This window comes from Dyadobacter beijingensis DSM 21582, assembly GCF_000382205.1.
GTDB lineage: Bacteria > Bacteroidota > Bacteroidia > Cytophagales > Spirosomataceae > Dyadobacter > Dyadobacter beijingensis.
Map to the genome: position 1 here is coordinate 1269056 of NZ_KB907787.1, position 19761 is coordinate 1288816.

Below are 19761 nucleotides of genomic sequence, written 5' to 3' on the forward strand. Positions count from 1 at the left end.
CCTATACTTCTTCCCAGGTGGTAACCTTCGCGAGGTCTTTCCAGTAGCCGGGATACGATTTCACGACCACGCCGGGCTCTTCGATCAGAACGGGGCTTACCATCCCTACGGGCGCGAACGCCATCGCCATACGGTGGTCGTCGTAGGTGTGAATGGATGGCACCGGTTCCGTCGGGATATCGGTGAGGGTCGCAACTTCGTACAAATGGTCTTTTTCAACTTCTTTCAACTCCGCGCCGAGTTTTTTCAACTCTTGCTGCAACGCGAAAACGCGGTCGGTTTCCTTGATTTTCAGGCTTTCGATGCCGGTCAGCGAGAGACGGATCTTCTTGATCGCCGCTACAACGGCCACGGTTTGCGCCAGGTCGGGGCAGTTGGTGAAATCCCAGCCGAGCGATGCCTTTGCCGGAATTTTGGTCAGCATTACACCGCGATCGGTGAAAACGCTTTCCACGCCAAGGTGCCGCATAATGTCGACAATGGCACTGTCGCCTTGCAAGGAGTTTTTCTTTAATCCCAACAATTCCACCTCAGCATCTTCGGCCAGCGCCACGATGCTGTACCAGTAGCTCGCACCCGACCAGTCGGATTCGATGGCGTAGGGCTTGGGTTGGTATTTGAATGGGGGGATGGTCAATGTATTGGTCTGCCAGTCGGCCACATATTCGATGCCGAAATGCGCCATCTGGTTCAAAGTCATTTCAATGTAAGGACGGGACCCAACCTCACCTTCCAGCTTGATCTTCAAGCCGGCGGGCAGCTGCGGCGCGATCATCAGCAATGCCGAAATGTACTGGCTGCTTACGTCGCCGCGCATGGTGAGCTCGTTGTTCCCCGAATAATTGAAGCCATTCAGTTGGAGCGGCGGGTAGCCTTCCACTTTCTCATAGGTAATATCCGCCCCGAGCTTGCGCAGCGCGTCCACCAGGATACCGATCGGGCGCTCGCACATGCGTGGGGTGCCGGTCATGGTTTTCTTCTGGTTGGTAACGGCGAAATAAGCCGTGAGGAACCGCATGGTGGTTCCCGCATCGATCACATCGGCTACTGCGTCGTTCGAATTGAGCAAACGAAGCATGGTCTGCGAGTCGCGGGCTTCCGAAATGTTGGTCAGCTCGGACTGGAAGCCGGTTAGCGCATTGATGATCAGCGCGCGGTTACATTCACTTTTGGATGCGGCAAGCTGTATTTCTGCACGTATGGGTTGTTGGGGGGGATGAACGAGAATGGATTTCACTTTTTAATATTCAGATTTGATAATGGGACGCGGTCGTCCGTAACTGTATTCCAGCAATTAATAGGTTTCGAGCACTTTCAGCTTATTCCTCGAATTGATCTTCAAAGAGGCGAATGTGAATTTATAACAAATAAAACCCGCAGCCATGAGCGATCCGCCGATCACCAGCGTGCCGGTATCGGTGGTATAGCGCTTGTTGTCCACGCCTTTATTGAAAAAATCGGCCCCGATGAAGATCAGCCCGGCGAGCGGAAGCAATGGCGCCGCCTGTGAAATGAACGGTATCCTTCTCGACACCTTCATCAGCCGCACGTCTTTCAGCAAAATTTCCTGGTAATCCACCCGGCCCACGGCCTCGTTCACTACCCCGAATGTAAAGGACGAGTCGGTTACGTTGGAAATCGTTTCGTTGAAGCGGATGGTTTCGTTTCTCATCCGGAACTTGATATTATCGCCCGGAAAGAACCGGTAGCGGTGAAACCCGCCGATGAATGGAGAAGCGTCGAGTACCAGATATTTTTGTCCCGGCGTGGCGATCACCCGGCTGCTGCTGCCCTGTTTCAGAAAGAGTTCTTCACTGGAAAGGGTTTTTTTAGGGTCGTAATGGTCTTGCGACCATGCTTTGACATTCCCCAGGAACAGCAAAACGACAATGGGAAGTAGTTGTCTCATAGTACTAAAAGAATGGTTCAAATATAGGGAATCATTCTCTTAAACGGGCACAACTGTTGCATTGTTGCTTATTAAAAACGGGTTAAACTAGTCCTCATCAGCGGTTTCCTCCTTCGAAACCTTCACCGATACACCCCCGGATACAAGCATTTTCATCACATCGGTGGCCTTCGCCTCGATGGGCGTCACATGGTCGGCGGGGACAATGAAAAGCTCCCCCGAGAGCGAGTAGGAGAGCGGCATATATACGGCCACATGGTCGGCGATTTTGAGGTGGCTAAGGTCGGTTTGGGTGATGAAACCGATCTTTTTGATGTCCGTTTCCTTGTACATCGTAACAAGTACGGGCTGGTTGAACTTCTTTTTATCCCCTACAAATGCGAGAATGAGGTCTTTGATCGAATAGTAGATCAAACTCACGAGCGGAATGCGCCGCATAATGCTTTCGGTGAATTTGAAGAACGACTGCGGGACGATCGTCGAGAAGAGGAAGCCGAGCAGGATAATGCCGAAAATGATGATCAGCACGCCGAGGCCGGGGAGGTAAACGCTCTGTTTGTTGGAAATCTGGATGTCGATGGGAAGAATACTGTCGAGGTATTCCACGCCCGACCAGATGATCAGCGCGGTTACGTATAGTGGCGCCACCAGCACAAGCCCCCGGATGAAGTAGCTGATGATGCGTTTGAGGAATGAGTTTTTAATTTCCATATTTGCACGCCGGGCGCGCGATTTGGCGGTACAGGCAAAATTAGCAAGAAGTTCACTCATTTGACGTATATGTATCAGGCCAGTTATTTAAAACATTTTACCGAAGAAGTTTTTCTCGCGATAGGATGTTCTCAGGAAGAGGCCCGACTGGCTTCCGAAGTGTTGGTCAGCGCGGATCTGCGCGGTGTGGATTCCCATGGTATTGCCCGGCTCGCGGGTTATGTAAGGCTTTACGATCATGGCCGTCTGAACCCGAAGCCCAATGTGACCATTGCCTACGAAACGCCCAGCACGGCCGTCGTGGATGGCGATCGGGGATTAGGATTGGTCGTAGCGCCCAAAGCGATGGAAATCGCGATGGAGAAGGCGGAGGAAGTCGGTTCCGGCTGGATATCGGTGCGGAATTCGAACCATTTCGGCATTGCAGGGTATCACGCGATGCTGGCATTGCAGAAGGATATGATCGGCTGGACGATGACGAATGCCGCGCCGCTCGTTACGCCAACCTTCTCGCTGGATAAATTATTAGGTACCAATCCCATTGCCGTGGCGGTACCTGCATTGACGGAGCCTGCCTTTGTGGCAGACTTCGCATCGACGGCAGTGGCGTACGGCAAATTCGAAATACTGCAAAGAAAAGGCCTCCCAGCGCCGCTGGGCTGGGCGCAGGACGCGGACGGTAATCCTACCACCGATTCCAATGCCGTCAAAAGCGGGGGCGGTTTGCTGCCGTTAGGCTCCGACCGCGAGCATGGCAGCCACAAAGGTTACGGCCTGGGCGCGATCGTCGATATTTTCTCCGGTGTGCTTTCCGGTGCTAACTTTGGGCCGTGGGTGCCGCCGTTCGCTACGGCTGGTTTTATGGGCGTGCAGCAAAGCGTGGGGCTCGGTACCGGGCATTTCCTGGGCGCAATGCGCGTGGATGGCTTCCGGCCGGCCGACGAGTTCAAGGCCGATATGGACAAATGGATCGGCGCATTCCGTCACGCACGGGCCGTGGACGGCGAAAAAGTGCTCATTCCGGGCGACCCCGAGCGGGAAATGGAAGCGGAGCGCAGCGTGAACGGTATCAGGCTGCTCGAACCGGTAGTTTTGTCACTCGACGAGCTGGCCAGGCGTTTCGGCATACCATTTGAAATCAATTTGTAATCAAGAAAACAAAAAACGCTGACGGCTGACCGCCGGCGGCTGACCGCAGAAAAATATGTCGCGCAATTTTAAAATAGGATTGTTCATCACGATCGCGATCCTTGCTACTACATTCACCTTCTATTTCTGGCAGATCTTCCGCACGCCGAACTTGCAGGCCGACAAGGAATCCAGCTTCGTTTTGCTGGTGCCCGAGGGGGCTACTTACAAGACGGTGCTCGACACATTGAACAAACATGAGGTGATCAATGACCACATCTCATTCCAGTTTCTGGCTAAATTTTTGAAATATACGGAGAAAGTGAAGCCAGGCCGCTATGTGATCAAGCCGAAAAGCAACAACTACGAGGTGCTGAAAAAGCTTTCGGCCGGTAGTCAGGACGCGGTGAAGCTCACATTCAACAATATCCGGTTGAAAGAAGACCTGATCAAACGTATCGGCAGCCGGTTTGCATTCGGCGAGGACAATTTCCGCAAGGCATTGAACGACCCGGCGGTTTGTAACAAATACGGCCTCGATACCCTGACGATCGTATCGATGTTCCTGCCGAATACCTATGAAATTTACTGGACCACCGGCACCGAGAAATTCCTCGACCGCATGCACAGCGAGTATAGAAAGTTCTGGTCCGACGACAAAGTGGCGAAAGCGAAGGCAATCGGCCTGACGCCCGTTCAGGTTTCGATCCTGGCTTCGATAGTGGAAGAGGAGCAGGCGCGTAAGGTGGACGAGCGCCCGAAAGTGGCCGGTTTGTATATCAACCGCTTACACGCAAACATGCCCCTGCAAGCCGATCCAACCATTAAATTTGCATTGCAGGACTTCGCGATCAAGCGCATTCTGAACCAGCAGCTGCTCATTAAATCGCCTTACAATACTTATGTGAATACCGGTCTGCCTCCGGGCCCGATCCGTGTGGCGGATTTCAACTCGCTGAATGCGGTGCTGAATTACGAAAAGCACGATTACACTTATATGTGTGCCAAGGCGGACCTCTCGGGTTACCATGCTTTCGCCACCAACTATTCCGACCACCTCAGCAATGCGCGCCTCTACCAGGCCGAGCTGAACCGGTTGCAAATCATGAAGTAAGGATGTTTGTTCACGAAGTAAAGGGCATCAGGGTGCGGTATGCCGATACCGATCAGATGGGTTATGTATATTATGGCAACTATGCCCGATACTATGAAATCGGCCGGGTGGAAGCATTGCGCAGCCTCGATTTTCACTATAAGGCAATGGAAGATTCGGGTGTGATGATGCCCGTATATGAATGTCATTACAAATACCTGAAACCGGCGCGGTACGACGACGAGCTGAATATACTCGTCAGAATTGAGGAAATGCCGGGCGTACGCGTCCGTTTTTCTTACGAAATCAGGAATCAGGAACGCGTTTTGCTGAACACGGGTGACACGACCCTCGTTTTTCAGCGGATGGATACCGGAAAGCTTTGTCCCGCACCTGAAAAGTTACAGGAAAAACTGAGACCCTATTTCGAACGCAAGGAATAACAAACGGCCGGTTATGCTTGAAAAACTGTTGAAAAACCGACATATCAAGCGCCTTATCCGCTGGTTGCAGCAAACAATGCTGTTCCGGGGAACGGTTTCGCTGTACGACATTATTCTGAACCTCGTCGCAAGCAACCGTAAGCACGAGATCGATCAGCGGGCTTCGGCGGTAGCTTTCAGCTTGACGCTCGCCGCATTTCCGGGGATTATCTTCCTTTTTACCCTCATTCCCTACATCCCGATCGAGAACCTCGACCAGCAAATCCTGGAAATGCTGCGGGAGAATATGCCGCGCGGCACATTTCAGGCGGCGGACCAGACGATCATGGACATTGTGAGCCGGCCGCGTTCAGGCGTGCTCTCGCTCGGTTTTATCTTCGCAATGATCGCCTCGACGAACGGCATGATGTCGCTCATGCGCTCGTTCGACATGGTGTACGACGATACGGAAACGCGGGGGTTCCTGGCCATTCGAGGTATCGCCATGCTGTTGACATTACTGCTCATCGCGGTACTGTTCCTGTCGGTGGTGCTGCTGATCGTCGGTGATGCGGTGATGAACATTGTGGGTGAATGGCACATTATCCGCGATAACTGGCTCATCGCATTACTCAATATCCTGCGTTACCTGATCAGCTTCGGCTCTCTGATGTTGACGATATCGATTATCTACCGGTTTGCGCCTTCGCACGGGCGTCAGTTCACATTCTTGAATGCAGGCTCGGTGATCGCGTCCATTCTCATATTGGCCGCTACCTACGGTTTTTCTTTCTATTTGTCGCGTTTCAGCTCTTACAACAAGCTGTACGGTTCCATCGGTACGATGATCGCCCTGATGATCTGGATTTACCTGCTTGCATTTGTAATTATTCTGGGATTCGAGATCAACGCGAGCATAACCCGCGCGCGCATCAAAGCGGGTCCGAGACGTGTTGTAACGCGGTGATTTGCCGGATAATAACATTATCGGCATCTCCGGTTTGTTGTTGGTAATTTTGTGCTGCGGTGTCCTTATCCCTCCGAAAATAACCACCGTAATGCAGGGACCGCAACGGAGCGCACGACATGACAAACTTTGAAAAACCACTCGTTACAGTTATCCTGACGGCTTATAATCAGGAGAAGTACATTGAGGAAGCGCTGGCTTCCGTATTTTATCAGACCTACCGGTACATTCAGCTGATCGTTATCGACAATGCAAGCAAGGACAATACGCTGGGCATCATCGAGAGTTTCAAGTCGAAATCACCCGCCTTTCAGGTCATCCGCAACCGGCATAATATCGGTCTTTGCCGCGCCTTCAACCAGGGACTTGCTATTGCACAGGGCCAATATGTGATCGATCTTTCAGGCGACGATATTATGATCGCCGACCGCATCGAAAAACAGGTAGAAGCCTTCGAACACCTTCCCGAAGATTACGCCGTGGTATTCACCAATGCCCGCTATATCGGCAAAAACGGCCAGCGGCTGCACAATCACTACGAGATCGACGCGAAGGGGAGGGCGACCAGCCAGGTACCTTCGGGAGACGTATATAAGAACATCCTGGAACGCTACTTTATCTGCACGCCGACGATGATGATGCGCACCTCCGCATTGCAGCAGCTGGGCGGTTACGACGAAGCGCTCGCATTCGAAGACTTCGATTTCTGGGTGCGTTCGTCGGTGCGTTTCAAATACTTTTATCTGGACGAAATCCTCACCAAAAAGCGGGTATTGAAAACTTCTCTTTCCACCGGTGTTTACAAAAAAGGCAGCGGCATGCTGCAATCCTACTACGCCGTCTGCAACAAGGCCTACGATCTCAACCGCGACCAGAAAGAGTTCGATCTTTTGGCGGCCCGCATTCGTACATTTATCCGTAAATGTTTGTACGCCCAGGAGTTTGAGCTGGCAGTCCGTTTCCGCCGGTTATTGAACTATATCGAGAATCCGGGTTTGCAAACAGAGCTGATCGTACTGATGTGCAGGCTGCATTTGCCGGTGAATTTCGCATACAGGTTCTACATCGAAAATTTAAAAAAGATCGCCCCGCAGGAAGGATTTGCTTTTTGATTTTGTTAATTCAAAAAGTAAAATTTCCCTTATGCCTGCTGAATTTGTTAAAATATATCCCCAGAATCCCGACGAGCGACGCATTCGTCAGGTGGTGGATTGTCTTCGTGACGGCGGTCTGGTGATCTACCCGACCGACACGGTTTATGGTCTGGGCTGCGACATTTACAACACCCGCGCCGTCGAGAAAATCGCCCGTATCAAAGGCATCAAACCCCAGAAGAACGACTTCTCGTTTATCTGCTACGATCTGAGCCACATCGCCGACTTCGCCCGGGTGGGGAATACCGCGTTCAAAACGATGAAAAGGGTGCTCCCCGGGCCGTATACGTTCATTTTGGATGCTACGAGCAATGTCCCCAAGCTGTTGAATACCAATAAAAAAACGGTCGGGATCAGGGTGCCGGACAACCTTATTCCCCGTTTGATCGTAAAGGAGTTAGGGAACCCGATCGTGACGACTTCCATTCGCGACGATGACGAAATCATCGAATATTCGACCGACCCGGAGCTCATTTTCGAGAAATTTCAACATCAGGTGGATATGGTCGTGGATGGGGGATATGGAGGCAATATCGCGTCCACAATTGTCAGGGCCGACGGCGATGATTTCGAGATCATCCGCGAGGGCCTGGGCGACACGAGCATCTTCCTTTGAGATCAAAAATTGTAATGATTTAAGTTGCTGTTGAACATTGCTGACCGTACAAAATAATTATTATAAATTTTTTGATAATATCATAAGCCTTTACCATATTTGATAGTGTCAGATTTTTTGATTAGAGAGGAGAAATCCTCAGAAGTACTGATTGAGTTACAGTATCTGCCTTGTTTAGAGTATTTTACTTGTATTTTACAGTACGACCGGGTCTACATCGATATTGCGGAGAGGTATGTGAAGCAGACTTACAGAAACCGGTGCAGTGTGCTCACTACCAATAAAATAGACACGCTGACAATCCCTGTAAAAGGGTATTTGCCGGCGAGCTCCACAAAAGATATTTTGATCGACTACAACCAGGATTGGACAAGGCGTCATTTGGGATGTCTGCAATCGGCATATGGGAAGTCGCCCTTCTACGAGTATTACGTGCATGAGTTTACCCGCGTTTATGAAAAGAAGCTGGCGTATCTGGTCGACCTGAACTATGAATTGTTGACAATTTGTCTTAGATTGACTGGTATTACAAACGAGATTCAGTACAATTTGTCAGGTGGGGAAAACGACCGGAACGGTGTGGAAAACGCTATATCCTTAATAAACAACAGAAAACAGCCGGATTTGCATAAATATTACCACCCGACACCTTATTACCAGACCTTCGGGAATGATTTTGTGGGGAATTTAAGTATTGTTGATTTACTGTTTAATATGGGGCCGGAAGCAAAAAGTGTTTTGTTAAGATCCTGTAAGTCTCAATAAAAGCTAATTTGAACAAACAAGGATCAAGTAGCGTTTAGAATACATAAACACTTTTTATTGCTACACAATGGAAGCAAAATTTTCGAATAGAGTGAAAGAGGTAATCTCAATGAGCCGGGAAGAAGCCCTCCGCCTGGGTCACGATTACATTGGAGCAGAGCACTTGTTATTAGGAATGATACGCGAGGGTGATGGTGTAGCCATAGGGTTGCTAAAAAAACTCGGCGTTTCGCTGGACGACGTCCGCCAGACGATCGAGCAGGCAACAAAAGGTGCGGCCACAAACAACGTTAAAAATTTACAGAATATCCCTCTGACCAGGCAGTCGGAGAAGGTATTGAAGATTACATATCTGGAAGCCAAGATTTTCAAAAGCACGCTCATCGGCACTGAGCATTTGCTTCTTTCGATATTGCGTGACGAAGACAATGTAGGTACCCAGATATTGCATAAATTCAATGTTAACTACGAAGTCATCAAGGAAATGTTAGAATATCAATCATCCGGATCCAGACCTCATATGGGGCCGGAGACCGAAGACGGGGATGATGAAGCCAGAGGCGGAATGTTTGGAGGTGGTAGTGGCTCTTCTTCCGGTAAAGAATCCAAAGGTGCTGAAAAGTCCCGTACACCTGTGCTGGATAACTTTGGAAGGGATTTAACCAAAATGGCGGAAGTAGGCAAGCTCGACCCGATCGTCGGACGTGAGAAAGAGATCGAGCGCGTGGCACAGATCCTGAGCCGTCGTAAAAAGAATAACCCGATCCTGATCGGTGAGCCGGGCGTTGGTAAAACAGCCATCGCGGAAGGTCTTGCGCTCCGGATCGTTCAGAAGAAAGTATCGCGTGTGCTTTTCGGTAAGCGCGTTGTGACGCTCGATCTGGCTTCGCTCGTGGCCGGTACGAAATACCGCGGCCAGTTCGAAGAAAGAATGAAGGCGGTTATGAACGAGCTGGAAAAATCGCCGGATGTGATCCTGTTCATCGATGAGCTCCACACGATCGTGGGCGCAGGTGGTGCCTCGGGCTCTCTGGACGCTTCCAATATGTTCAAGCCGGCATTGTCGCGCGGGGAAATCCAATGTATCGGAGCTACCACGCTCGACGAGTACCGCCAGTATATCGAAAAGGACGGCGCATTGGCCCGTCGTTTCCAGATGGTGATGGTGGACGCCACTTCGATCGAGGAAACGGTTCAGATTTTGACCAACATCAAAGACAAATATGAAGATCACCACCATGTGAATTACACGCCCGAGGCGATCAGCACGGCGGTGAAATTGTCGGAAAGATATATCACAGACCGCTTCCTGCCGGATAAGGCCATCGACGTACTCGATGAAGTAGGTGCCCGTGTACATATCAGCAATATCACGGTTCCGGAGGACATTCTGATGCTCGAAGAGCAAATCGAGAATATCAAACAGGAGAAAAACCGGGTGGTGAAAAGCCAGAAATACGAAGAGGCAGCCCAATTGAGAGATCGCGAAAAGAAATTGATCGATCAGCTGGAACGCGCCAAACTCGCCTGGGAAGAAGAAACCAAGCAAAAGCGCTACACCGTTACAGAACATAATGTGGCTGAGGTAGTTGCGATGATGACCGGTATTCCGGTAACCAACGTATCGATGGACGAAGGCAAGAAATTGCTGAACATGGCCGACGAGCTGAAAGCGAAAGTAATCGGTCAGGATCCGCCGATTGAAAAACTGGTGAAAGCGATCCAGCGCACACGCGTCGGTTTGAAAGATCCTAAGAAACCAATTGGTTCATTCATTTTCCTTGGACCAACCGGTGTAGGTAAAACCGAGCTTGCGAAAGTGTTGGCGACTTACCTGTTCGATAAGGAAGACTCACTGGTGCGGATCGATATGAGCGAATACATGGAGAAATTCAGCGTATCGCGTCTGGTAGGAGCACCTCCGGGATATGTCGGCTACGAAGAAGGTGGCCAGCTGACCGAGAAGATCCGCCGGAAACCGTACAGCGTAGTGCTGCTCGACGAGATCGAGAAAGCGCACCCGGACGTGTTCAATATCCTGCTGCAAGTACTCGACGATGGTATTCTGACAGATGGTCTGGGTAGAAGGGTCGATTTCCGTAATACGATCATTATCATGACTTCGAACATCGGGGCACGTGATTTGAAAGATTTCGGAACAGGGATCGGTTTCTCAACCAAAGCAAGGGCCGATAACCAGGACGACATTATGAAAGGTACCATCCAGAGCGCATTGCGTAAAGCATTCTCTCCGGAGTTCCTGAACCGTCTCGACGATGTGATCGTGTTCAATTCGCTGCAACGCGAAGATCTGCACCGCATCATCGACATTTCACTGGGCAAATTGTTCAACCGAGTGAAAGGGCTGGGCTACGAAATAGAACTGACTATCGCAGCAAAAGACTTCCTGTCCGAAAAAGGCTACGATCCGCAATACGGAGCGCGTCCTTTGAACCGGGCGATCCAGAAATACCTGGAAGATCCCGTAGCTGAGGAAATACTGAAAGGCGACCTGCGCGAAGGCGATGTATTGGTAGCCGATCACGAAGAAAAGAGTGAACAACTCGTTATCAGTGTTCGCAAGAAAGAAGAAGAGCTCGCAAACTAGATTTGTAATACTCTGAAAGCACAAAGTAGCTTGGAAGGCAGGTCGGATGACCTGCCTTTTTTTGTTTATATTTAGCCATTGAAAATTCGTATAATCGATGAGACCTAACTGGAAGAGCGCGCTGATAGGGCTAACCCTCAGTATTGCAGCAACTAATGTCAATGTGTTTGCACAAAAATTGCCTCCGGGCCCGCAAGTCCTCACTTTCTTCTCCGACGCCGATGATACCGAGCAGCCATACGGCCTTTATCTCCCAGAGAACTTCGACGAAACCAAAGCATATCCGCTGGTGATCATGCTGCACGGGGCCGGCTCCAATCACCGCCTCGCATTGCGCCGGGTATTCGGCAAGAGCAATGCCGACGGGGAGACGGATGTGGAAGCGACACGCAACTTCCCGAAATGGGACAATGTCGACTATATTGTAGCCTCGCCGTACGCGAGGGGAACGGCAGGTTACCAGGGCATTCCCGAGCAGGATGTTTACGACGTGCTGGCGGATGTCAAAAAGCGGTTTAAAATCGATGAGGACCGGACATATCTCACAGGCCTGTCGATGGGCGGCGGCGGTACGCTTTGGATCGGCCTCACACGCCCGGACATATGGGCGGCGATCGCGCCCGTATGCCCGGCGCCACCCGCAGCCACATTCGAGCTTGCGACCAATGCACTGAACTTTCCCGTGCATTTCTTCCACGGAGATGCCGATCCGGTAGTGCCCGTGGCCGGGACGCGTAAATGGGTCAGCCATTTGCAGGATCTGGGCGGGGATGTTACCTACAAGGAGTTCGTAGACGTGGAACACGATAGCTGGGTGAGCGCCTATGACAACGAGTACATTTTCGAATGGTTCAAGGATTTCAAGCGTAACCCGTACCCGAACCGTGTGCGGTTTGTGAGTAAGCAATACAAATACGACAAGGCATTCTGGGTGCAGTTTAACCGGTTTGCCTATGGCCAGCTGGCGGAGATCGATGCGAAGTTCACGAAGGAGAATGCATTGGAAATCGCGACTAAAAATCTGGAAAAATTTACCCTTAACCTGAAAGACCACCCGAAATTCAAACCCGGCACAGCGCTCAGCCTCAAAATCGACGGTTCGGTGGTAAATGCCAAAACGGACAGTGTATTGACCCTGTTCCGTGCATCGGCGGGTGGTAAATGGGCGGTAGAGGGTGCAAGCATTATGTCCGTTTACACGGGTAAGAAACAAGGCGCCGAGGGACCCATTTATGCCGCATTCTCATCGCGCCATGTGTATGTGTATGGCACGGCCGATAATCCGTCACCGGAAGAACTGAAAAAACGCGTGGAAATTGCGACGCAGGCGGCGGGCTGGTCGCAGTACCGGGGGGAGTTTTTGGGACGGATCATGTTTTTCCCACGTGTGCTGGCGGATAAGGAAGTGCGCCCAAGCGACATCGAGACCTCGAACCTGATTTTATTCGGTACAAAAGAAACCAATGCATTGATCGCGAAACATGCCGGGCAGCTTCCCGTGCATTTAAAAAAGACAGATGCCGCTCACGGCCTTTTTTATGTATTTCCCATCGAAGGGCACTACATAGCAGTGAGTTCCGGACTGCCCTGGTGGGCGGGCATAAAAGACGAAGGATTTCCGTTTGTGCCCGTCATGCACCGCAAGCTGTCAGAGTTCAAGGACATTATATTCTTCAAAGACGCTTCTACCAATTTGCTGATCGACAATCATTTCACGCAGGAATGGAAGCTCGACGACGACACGAAACGCAAGCTCTCCGCCTCAGGCGCCGTTGATATTACCCCGTAGTTTATTTTTCAATTTTTCGAATACTAACCCATGGATTACAACGAAAAGATTTCCCGGAAATCGTTCCTTAAAGCCAGTGCTTTCATGCTGGCTACGCCCATGCTCTCCAAGCTGAACCTGGACGCGAAGGCTGCTTCGCCGATCGGTTTGCAGTTGTACACATTGCGCAATGAAATATCCAAAGATCTCCTGGGAACGCTGAAAAAAGTGGCGGCGATCGGCTACAAGGAAGTGGAGCTTTACGGCTATTCCGACGGCAAATTCTTCGGGAAAACACCGAAGGAATTCAAGAAAATCCTGGGCGACCTTGGCCTCAACCCCGTGAGCGGCCATTACGGCGCCGGTGTGGAGAGCAAAACGGCAAAAGGTACATTGAGCAACGGCTGGCAGAAAGCGGTTGAAGATGCCGCGGAAATCGGGCAGAAATATGTGAACTGCGCTTACCTGACCGAATCGGAGCGGAAGACGATCGATCAGTACAAGAAGTATGTCGACCTTTTCAATAAGTCTGGTGAAGTAGCGAAGAAGGCGGGGTTGCAATTCGGCTACCACAACCACGATTTTGAATTCAAGAAAATCGACGGACAGGTTCCTTACGACCTTATCGTAGGCAAAACCGATCCGAAGCTTGTGAAACTGGAACTGGATTTGTACTGGGCGGTCAAAGCGGGCATCGATCCGGTGGCATTGTTCAAGAAATATCCGGGCCGTTTCCCGTTGTGGCACGTGAAGGATATTGATAAAAAAGACGGTTCATTCGCCGAGGTAGGAACGGGTACGATCGATTTCAAGAAGATCTTCGATAATCGCAAACTCGCCGGTATGACGCATTTCTTCGTAGAACAGGACGTCGCAAAAGTGCCGCCGGTGCAGGCGATCGAGACGAGCTTCAAGAACGTCGTGAAGATGAAAGTCTAGCATAAAAAAAGACCCGGCCGCATCGCAGCCGGGTCTTCCAAATTATGCAGATAAAAATTTCAGTTTACTAACTGTAATTTAAGTTCGTTCAAACGGCTGCGCAGCGAAGCGTCGATCTGACGGTCGCCCACTGTGAGAACATATCCCCCGATTAGCGCATTGTCTACTTTTTCGGCGAGTTCTACCGTTTTTCCGGTTGCTTTGGCAACAATATCGGTGAATTGTTTGCGAAGTTCGTCGGTCAGCGGGGTAGGGGTTACCACCGTCGCTCTTTCGATCCCCTTGAAACTGTTATAGGCTTTAATGAATTCCACCGCGATCTCGTCCAGGATAGCCTCCCGGTTTTTCTTGGTGATAATATCGAAGATCGCGAATGATACCGGGCTTACCCGCTCTTTGAAAAGACCTTTCAGAATGCCTGATTTCTTCTCGTGACGTACCACCGGGCTTTTCAATGCAAGCATCAGGCCGCGGTTCTTGTCTGCTGTGTCTTTGAACAGCAGCATATCCTGATACACCGTGTCGAGAACGTTCTGTTCTTTCGCCAGCTCGATCAGCGATTTTGCGTATCTGGAAGCTACAATACTTACTGACATCGGAATGTTGGATTAGAATGCTGATTAGTTAAGACGTGCAGATGAAGCCAGGTCAGCGATCAGTTTCTCCTGAGACGCTTTGTCAGCCAATTCACGGTGCAATACTTTTTCAGCGATTTCCAATGAAAGGGTAGCTACTTCCCGTTTGATTTTGCTCACCGCCACAGCTTGTTCGTTGCGGATGGTTTCGCGTGCGCTTTCGATGATTTTTTGTGCCTCCACAGCCGCTTTGTCTTTCGATTCGGCGATCGTTCTGTCGGATGCGTCTTTCGCGTCACGAAGGATCTGGTCACGGATGGCGTTGGCTTCTGCGATCAGTTTTTCGTTGTCCGACTTCAATTGTGCCATTTCAGCACGGGTTTTCTCTGCGAGGTCCAAAGCACCCTGAATTTCGTTCTCACGGTCTTTCAGGCCTTTCAGGATAGGCTTCCATGCAAATTTCGCGAGGATGAACACTACCAGCAAAAATACTACCAGCATCCAGAAAATAAGGCCTGGGTTTGGAGTAAGCAATGACATAGTTAAATGAGTTTTTGAGTGTAAGAATGATCTGTATCTTCTCTCTTCTTATTAAAATTTCGTGGAAGCCTAATGCTCCCACGAGAATGTTTTTGCGCCGCTTCCGGGCCTAGCGCGCCGGGGCGACGTTCCCCTTTCGGAAGCTATTACAGCTTGAAAGAGATAAGTAGACAGATAACCGCTGCGAAAAGCGCTACCGCTTCAATAAGGGCCGCGATGATCAGCATGGCAGTTTGGATGGCACCAGCAGCTTCCGGTTGACGGGCGATACCTTCAACAGCGCTACCACCGATTTTACCAATACCAAGACCTGCACCGATAGCAGCAAGACCTGCGCCGATAGCAGCACCGAAAACTGCAAGACCTGCACCACCTTGTTCAGCAGCTTGAAGCAAAATTTGAAGCAACATAATTGTGTTTGTTTTAAAATATAATTAATAAAAAAGAGATTCAAATCAATGTCCGTGATCGGCGTGGCCATGCTCTTCGATGGCGCTTCCGATGTACATGGACGATAGTAGTGTGAAGATGAACGCCTGGATGAACGCTACCATGATCTCGATGAAGTTCAGGAACAACGCGAACAGGGAGATTACGGGGGCGATCACGATGCTTTGGAAAATAAAGATCAGACCGAACAAGCTCAGGAGGATAATGTGGCCTGCGGTGATGTTGGCGAATAACCGGACCATCAGTGAAAATGGCTTCATGAACACACCGACGATTTCCACGGGGATCATGATCAGCAACAGCGGAGCAGGTACGCCGGGAGGGCTCAGCAAGTGTTTGTAGTAGTTGCCGTTCGCGTTCAGGTGAACGATGATGAACGTCAGTACTGCCAATGTCAGGGTCACGGCGATGTTACCGGTAAGGTTAGCCGATCCTGGAAGCAGGCCCATGATGTTGTTGATCAGGATGAAGAAGAACAACGTGAGCAGGTATGGCAGGTATTTTTCGTATTTAGGACCTACGTTCGGTTTCACCACCTCGTCGCGGATGAAGAGGATGATCACCTCCATCGCTGAGTTGAACCCTTTCGGCGCTTTGCCTTTGCTGTTTTTGTACCAGCCGGCGATGCTTGTGAAAACGAGGATCAGGATCAGGGCGCTGAGGAGCATGGACGCTACGTTCTTCGTAATCGAGAAGTCGTAAACCTTACGTGATTCGTCAACCGGCACGATTTGCTCGGAATCCCCGTGTACCAGGTGATAGCCGTTGTATTCGTGGTGTTCATTGTGGAATTTGGATGCCGAGAATACCTCGATGCCACGGTCGGCCGAATAAAGGATTACGGGTAGGGGGATCGAAACACCGTGCGAGAATTCCCATTCGTGGGAGTCGGCAATGTGATGCATGATCATCTCACCGATATTGAACTTTGCTTCGTGCTCTTCAAGCTTATGTTCAATTTTATGCTCTTCCTCGTTCACAGCCTGTGCGACCTTGTCAGTATCGTGCTGCGTAGGTTCGTCGGCGCGGGCCGGGAGGTTAAAAAGGCATGTTGCCGCTACAAGGGCGATAGTAAAAAACCGTCTCAGATGGGTATACATAAATGCTTGAAATACTATGCTTTGTCAATCGCGGCGCAAGTTACGATACAAACCATATATTTCAAAGCATGTATAAAATAAATAGAGTGCAAAAAAGTCGATAACGAATAGGAATGAATCAGTTAGCCCTCTGTATAAAAAAATGGCGATAAAAATGAGGCTGAGAATGATCCGTGCAACGATGGTAGAAATGTAAAATGTGACAAATTTCTCCCGTTTGTTTTGCATTCCGAAGTCCATGAGCCGGTGTGCCAGGAACGACAGCCCGAAAAAGAACACGAGAATATACCATATATAAGGATGCAGGAAGGAATCGAAGTGGAATTTTTGAGCAAGGAAAAATACAATTCCTAGCAAAATGGTTGCGATGAGGGTGCGTAGCATGCGCGGGTGTTGGGAAACGGGTTACTGTTTGGTAAAACTTCGGATCAGCAGGTAGAGCGACGCCCCAATCGAGACGAGCGAAAGTACGAGCGTCCACACAGGAACTTTGTTCTGCTGCCACTCGTCGAGCTTGTAACCGCCGTAAGTGAATGCCAGAATGGTCCCCAGCATTTGCGTGGCCATCCCCGAATATTTCAGGAAGCGGGACGACTGGCCCCTGTCTGCCGGCTTTTTTTGTTCTGCCATAATCTGGTAACCTCCTGTTTCAGTTGAAAAACAATGGTAGAATATCGGGGTAAAATTGCTTCAAATTTTGCAAATGGCATTATCTTCGATACGCATTTATTGAAAATACCGTTTTAGGTTTGCAAACCTGGCACATAGACGAACACCCCATAAAGTCAATTTCGTGATCGACCGCTTTACCTCCCATATCCGACGCACATTACCGCTACTTGGCCTGATCACCCTGCTGGCAGCATGCTCGCAATACAGTTCAAGGCCCGGTGCGATCACATTCCACAATGTAGCGGCGCGGTATAATGCCTATTTCATGGCCGAGCAGGATATGCTGGATGCGGAATTTGAAATGCAAAAAGCTTATAAGGAAAACTATAACCAGCTGCTACCCATTCTTTTGCCGATGGATTCGGTGCGGGCGCAGGCCGTGAAGCCGAAGTTGCAGGATGCGATCAAAAAGGCGTCGATCGTGGCGGAGAAGCACCAGAACAGCAAGTGGATCGACAACAGCTATATTTTACTGGGTAAATCCAGGCTCTATCTCGGCGAGTGGGCCGACGGCCTCGAAGCCCTGCGCTACGTATATGCCAACGGGCGCGACGAAAGCGATAAAAACAATGCGCTTATCGTGCTCATGCGCGCCTACATCGAGCACAAGGACTATTCCAATGCATTGGGCGTGGCCGAATACCTGAGCCAGCAGCCGCTTAACAAAAGCTCGCAACGTGATTTTTACCTTACCAAAGCCTATCTGCACCAGCAAAACGGCGAGTACCTCACATCCGTCGCGATCCTGGAAGAGACATTTCCGCTGTTAAAGAAATCGATTGAAACGGCCCGCATTCACTTTGCGGCGGCGCAGATGTACGACCGTCTCGGGCAATATGCATTGGCCAACAAGCATTACAAGAGCGTGAACCGCAACAAGCCAAACTACGACTTGGGTTTCTACTCGGCCATGAATTCGCTGCAAAACGAAGTGGTACTCAATCCCGAGCGCAATCTGGCTAATGTAGGTTTCGATAAAATGCTCCGCGACCGCAAAAACGACGACCTGCGGGACCGGGTATACTTTACAATGGGCTTGCTCGCCGAACACAAGAAACAGCTCCCGCAAGCCGTCGAATACCTGCAAAAAGCCGCCGCCGCCTCAAAAGGCAATATGCAGCAGAAAGCATATACTTACCTTCAACTCGCACGTATCGAATACGAGTCGCTGGAGAATTTCGAAATGTCGAAAGCCTATTATGACAGTGCATTAGCCATTCTCCCGCAGGAAGCACCGGAATACCGCCTCGTGGCCGACCGGAAACGTGCACTGGATAATTTTGTGACCCAATACACCATCGTCTCCGCCGAGGACAGCCTCCAGAAGCTGGCCCGCATGAACCCCGCCGCTTTGGACAACAAAATCGACGGGATTATCGAAGCGCAGGAAAAGAAACGCCTGGAAGAGGAAGAAAAGGCCCGCAAAGCCCAGCTGGCAGCGCAGAATGCGAGCATGCAGCAAGGCGGCGGTAACCCGCTGGTGAATGGCGGCGAGCGTCGCTGGGAGCTATACGATCCCGCATTGGTGAATAAGGGCAAAATCGACTTTAAAAGGGCGTGGGGTAACCGTCCGCTGGAAGACGACTGGCGCCGGAGCAGCCGTCCGTTACGCTCATTGGCCGGAAACGGCGCCGCCGGAACCGACAGCACGGCCGTAGCGCAAACCGCTACCGACAATACAGGTCTGAAAAAAGGCACGCCCGAATGGGACCAGGTGCATGCGGTGCTCAAAAAGAACGTTCCGCTGAGCGATACCGCCTTTGCTACCTCCCAAAAGAAGAAGGAAGACGCCTTGTATAACCTCGGGAAAATCTACCGTTTCGACCTGAAAGAATCCAGCCGCGCCATCACGTCGTTTGAGCGTGTGCTTTCGGAATATCCCAAAACGCAATACAAGGACGAGATTTACTACCTGCTTTTCCTGAGCAATGAAGACAATGTCACGCAGAAAGAGTCGTGGAAAGGCAAGTTGCTCAGCGAATATCCCAATTCTACCTACGCACGCCTCGTGAACAAATCGACGGACACGGGCGGGACTTCCGGCAATGCGACCAAGGAGTACGAGGCCATGTACAAGCTCTACGCGGACGGCAACTACACTAGGGCCCTCGAAGATATCGAGAAAAACCTGCCGTCTTACAAAGGCAGTTCTATGGAGGACAAGTTTGCATTGCTCCGCGTTTTCCTGATCGGTAAAGTCCGGGGTAAGGATGCTTACGGCCAGGCCATTACCGAGTTTATGCGGCTTTATCCAACCAGCATCTACCTGCCTCGGCTCAAAGAAATGCAGGAGTTCAATTCCGTGTCGATGGGCAAGAGATAATAGGCTGAAATCGTATATTTG

The 19761-nt window shown here is 50.5% G+C and carries 19 protein-coding genes; 11 read left to right on the top strand and 8 right to left on the bottom strand.

Going from position 1 to position 19761, the window contains the following annotated elements:
• Position 1: 1 nt before the first annotated feature.
• From H144_RS0112460 to H144_RS0112470, 3 genes are all read right to left on the bottom strand, one after another.
• Entirely contained in the window at positions 2–1237 is a 1236-nt protein-coding gene (locus H144_RS0112460; RefSeq protein ID WP_019942400.1) for a 3-phosphoshikimate 1-carboxyvinyltransferase, read from the bottom strand.
• Positions 1238–1294: 57 nt separating this feature from the next.
• Entirely contained in the window at positions 1295–1909 is a 615-nt protein-coding gene (locus H144_RS0112465; protein ID WP_033402497.1) for a hypothetical protein, read from the bottom strand.
• An 87-nt stretch (positions 1910–1996) separates the two neighbouring features.
• Entirely contained in the window at positions 1997–2680 is a 684-nt protein-coding gene (locus tag H144_RS0112470) for a DUF502 domain-containing protein (RefSeq protein ID WP_229207892.1), read from the bottom strand.
• A 9-nt stretch (positions 2681–2689) separates the two neighbouring features.
• Here H144_RS0112470 and H144_RS0112475 point away from each other — a divergent pair, with 9 nt between their 5' ends.
• The 10 genes from H144_RS0112475 to H144_RS0112520 all read left to right on the top strand — a co-directional run bounded on the left by H144_RS0112475 (position 2690) and on the right by H144_RS0112520 (position 14080).
• Positions 2690–3769 (top strand): Ldh family oxidoreductase, encoded by a 1080-nt coding sequence (locus H144_RS0112475; RefSeq protein ID WP_019942403.1) that lies wholly within the window; start codon positions 2690–2692, stop codon positions 3767–3769.
• Positions 3770–3824: 55 nt separating this feature from the next.
• On the top strand, positions 3825–4862 hold the full coding sequence (gene mltG, locus H144_RS0112480; RefSeq protein WP_026350642.1) for an endolytic transglycosylase MltG: 1038 nt from the start codon (positions 3825–3827) through the stop codon (positions 4860–4862).
• A 2-nt stretch (positions 4863–4864) separates the two neighbouring features.
• A complete protein-coding gene (locus H144_RS0112485; RefSeq protein ID WP_019942405.1) occupies positions 4865–5284 on the top strand; it encodes an acyl-CoA thioesterase in 420 nt (139 codons plus the stop codon).
• Positions 5285–5297: 13 nt separating this feature from the next.
• A complete protein-coding gene (locus H144_RS0112490; protein ID WP_019942406.1) occupies positions 5298–6230 on the top strand; it encodes a YihY/virulence factor BrkB family protein in 933 nt (310 codons plus the stop codon).
• A 119-nt stretch (positions 6231–6349) separates the two neighbouring features.
• The gene (locus H144_RS0112495; protein ID WP_019942407.1) at positions 6350–7342 is read left to right on the top strand and encodes a glycosyltransferase family 2 protein; all 993 of its coding nucleotides are present in this window, start codon (positions 6350–6352) and stop codon (positions 7340–7342) included.
• A gap of 31 nt (positions 7343–7373) precedes the next feature.
• Positions 7374–8000 (top strand): L-threonylcarbamoyladenylate synthase, encoded by a 627-nt coding sequence (locus tag H144_RS0112500; protein ID WP_019942408.1) that lies wholly within the window; start codon positions 7374–7376, stop codon positions 7998–8000.
• A 105-nt stretch (positions 8001–8105) separates the two neighbouring features.
• Complete coding sequence (locus H144_RS0112505; protein WP_229207893.1) at positions 8106–8765, top strand: WbqC family protein; 660 nt, start codon at positions 8106–8108, stop codon at positions 8763–8765.
• 67 nt (positions 8766–8832) lie between these two features.
• Entirely contained in the window at positions 8833–11373 is a 2541-nt protein-coding gene (locus H144_RS0112510) for an ATP-dependent Clp protease ATP-binding subunit (protein WP_026350643.1), read from the top strand.
• 97 nt (positions 11374–11470) lie between these two features.
• A complete protein-coding gene (locus H144_RS0112515; protein WP_019942411.1) occupies positions 11471–13162 on the top strand; it encodes a carboxylesterase family protein in 1692 nt (563 codons plus the stop codon).
• A gap of 30 nt (positions 13163–13192) precedes the next feature.
• Positions 13193–14080 carry a sugar phosphate isomerase/epimerase family protein gene (locus tag H144_RS0112520; RefSeq protein ID WP_019942412.1) on the top strand — a complete coding sequence of 296 codons (888 nt, stop codon included), beginning with the start codon at positions 13193–13195 and terminating at the stop codon, positions 14078–14080.
• 59 nt (positions 14081–14139) lie between these two features.
• Here H144_RS0112520 and atpH read toward each other — a convergent pair whose 3' ends face one another.
• The 5 genes from atpH to H144_RS0112550 form a co-directional block, all read right to left on the bottom strand.
• Positions 14140–14676 (bottom strand): ATP synthase F1 subunit delta, encoded by a 537-nt coding sequence (gene atpH / locus H144_RS0112525; protein WP_019942413.1) that lies wholly within the window; start codon positions 14674–14676, stop codon positions 14140–14142.
• A gap of 24 nt (positions 14677–14700) precedes the next feature.
• A complete protein-coding gene (gene atpF, locus H144_RS0112530; RefSeq protein ID WP_026350644.1) occupies positions 14701–15195 on the bottom strand; it encodes a F0F1 ATP synthase subunit B in 495 nt (164 codons plus the stop codon).
• Between the two features lie 146 nt (positions 15196–15341).
• Complete coding sequence (gene atpE, locus H144_RS0112535; RefSeq protein ID WP_019942415.1) at positions 15342–15605, bottom strand: ATP synthase F0 subunit C; 264 nt, start codon at positions 15603–15605, stop codon at positions 15342–15344.
• Between the two features lie 45 nt (positions 15606–15650).
• Entirely contained in the window at positions 15651–16745 is a 1095-nt protein-coding gene (gene atpB / locus H144_RS0112540; protein ID WP_019942416.1) for a F0F1 ATP synthase subunit A, read from the bottom strand.
• Positions 16746–17150: 405 nt separating this feature from the next.
• Positions 17151–17375: an AtpZ/AtpI family protein gene (locus tag H144_RS0112550; RefSeq protein WP_019942418.1), complete on the bottom strand. Its 225-nt coding sequence runs from the start codon at positions 17373–17375 to the stop codon at positions 17151–17153.
• A 163-nt stretch (positions 17376–17538) separates the two neighbouring features.
• Between H144_RS0112550 and porW the strand changes: the two genes are divergently transcribed.
• On the top strand, positions 17539–19740 hold the full coding sequence (gene porW, locus H144_RS0112555) for a type IX secretion system periplasmic lipoprotein PorW/SprE (protein WP_019942419.1): 2202 nt from the start codon (positions 17539–17541) through the stop codon (positions 19738–19740).
• Positions 19741–19761 lie beyond the last annotated feature (21 nt).

What these genes read in the sequence shown, in the direction of transcription:
- H144_RS0112485 (WP_019942405.1), top strand. Translation starts at nt 4,865, where the DNA reads ATGTTTGTTCACGAAGTAAAGGGCATCAGGGTGCGGTATGCCGATACC.
- H144_RS0112490 (WP_019942406.1), top strand. Translation starts at nt 5,298, where the DNA reads ATGCTTGAAAAACTGTTGAAAAACCGACATATCAAGCGCCTTATCCGC.
- H144_RS0112475 (WP_019942403.1), top strand. Translation starts at nt 2,690, where the DNA reads ATGTATCAGGCCAGTTATTTAAAACATTTTACCGAAGAAGTTTTTCTC.
- atpE (WP_019942415.1), bottom strand. Translation starts at nt 15,605, where the DNA reads ATGTTGCTTCAAATTTTGCTTCAAGCTGCTGAACAAGGTGGTGCAGGT.
- H144_RS0112515 (WP_019942411.1), top strand. Translation starts at nt 11,471, where the DNA reads ATGAGACCTAACTGGAAGAGCGCGCTGATAGGGCTAACCCTCAGTATT.
- H144_RS0112550 (WP_019942418.1), bottom strand. Translation starts at nt 17,375, where the DNA reads ATGGCAGAACAAAAAAAGCCGGCAGACAGGGGCCAGTCGTCCCGCTTC.
- atpH (WP_019942413.1), bottom strand. Translation starts at nt 14,676, where the DNA reads ATGTCAGTAAGTATTGTAGCTTCCAGATACGCAAAATCGCTGATCGAG.
- atpB (WP_019942416.1), bottom strand. Translation starts at nt 16,745, where the DNA reads ATGTATACCCATCTGAGACGGTTTTTTACTATCGCCCTTGTAGCGGCA.
- mltG (WP_026350642.1), top strand. Translation starts at nt 3,825, where the DNA reads ATGTCGCGCAATTTTAAAATAGGATTGTTCATCACGATCGCGATCCTT.
- H144_RS0112465 (WP_033402497.1), bottom strand. Translation starts at nt 1,909, where the DNA reads ATGAGACAACTACTTCCCATTGTCGTTTTGCTGTTCCTGGGGAATGTC.
- H144_RS0112495 (WP_019942407.1), top strand. Translation starts at nt 6,350, where the DNA reads ATGACAAACTTTGAAAAACCACTCGTTACAGTTATCCTGACGGCTTAT.
- H144_RS0112520 (WP_019942412.1), top strand. Translation starts at nt 13,193, where the DNA reads ATGGATTACAACGAAAAGATTTCCCGGAAATCGTTCCTTAAAGCCAGT.
- H144_RS0112500 (WP_019942408.1), top strand. Translation starts at nt 7,374, where the DNA reads ATGCCTGCTGAATTTGTTAAAATATATCCCCAGAATCCCGACGAGCGA.
- atpF (WP_026350644.1), bottom strand. Translation starts at nt 15,195, where the DNA reads ATGTCATTGCTTACTCCAAACCCAGGCCTTATTTTCTGGATGCTGGTA.
- H144_RS0112510 (WP_026350643.1), top strand. Translation starts at nt 8,833, where the DNA reads ATGGAAGCAAAATTTTCGAATAGAGTGAAAGAGGTAATCTCAATGAGC.
- H144_RS0112470 (WP_229207892.1), bottom strand. Translation starts at nt 2,680, where the DNA reads ATGAGTGAACTTCTTGCTAATTTTGCCTGTACCGCCAAATCGCGCGCC.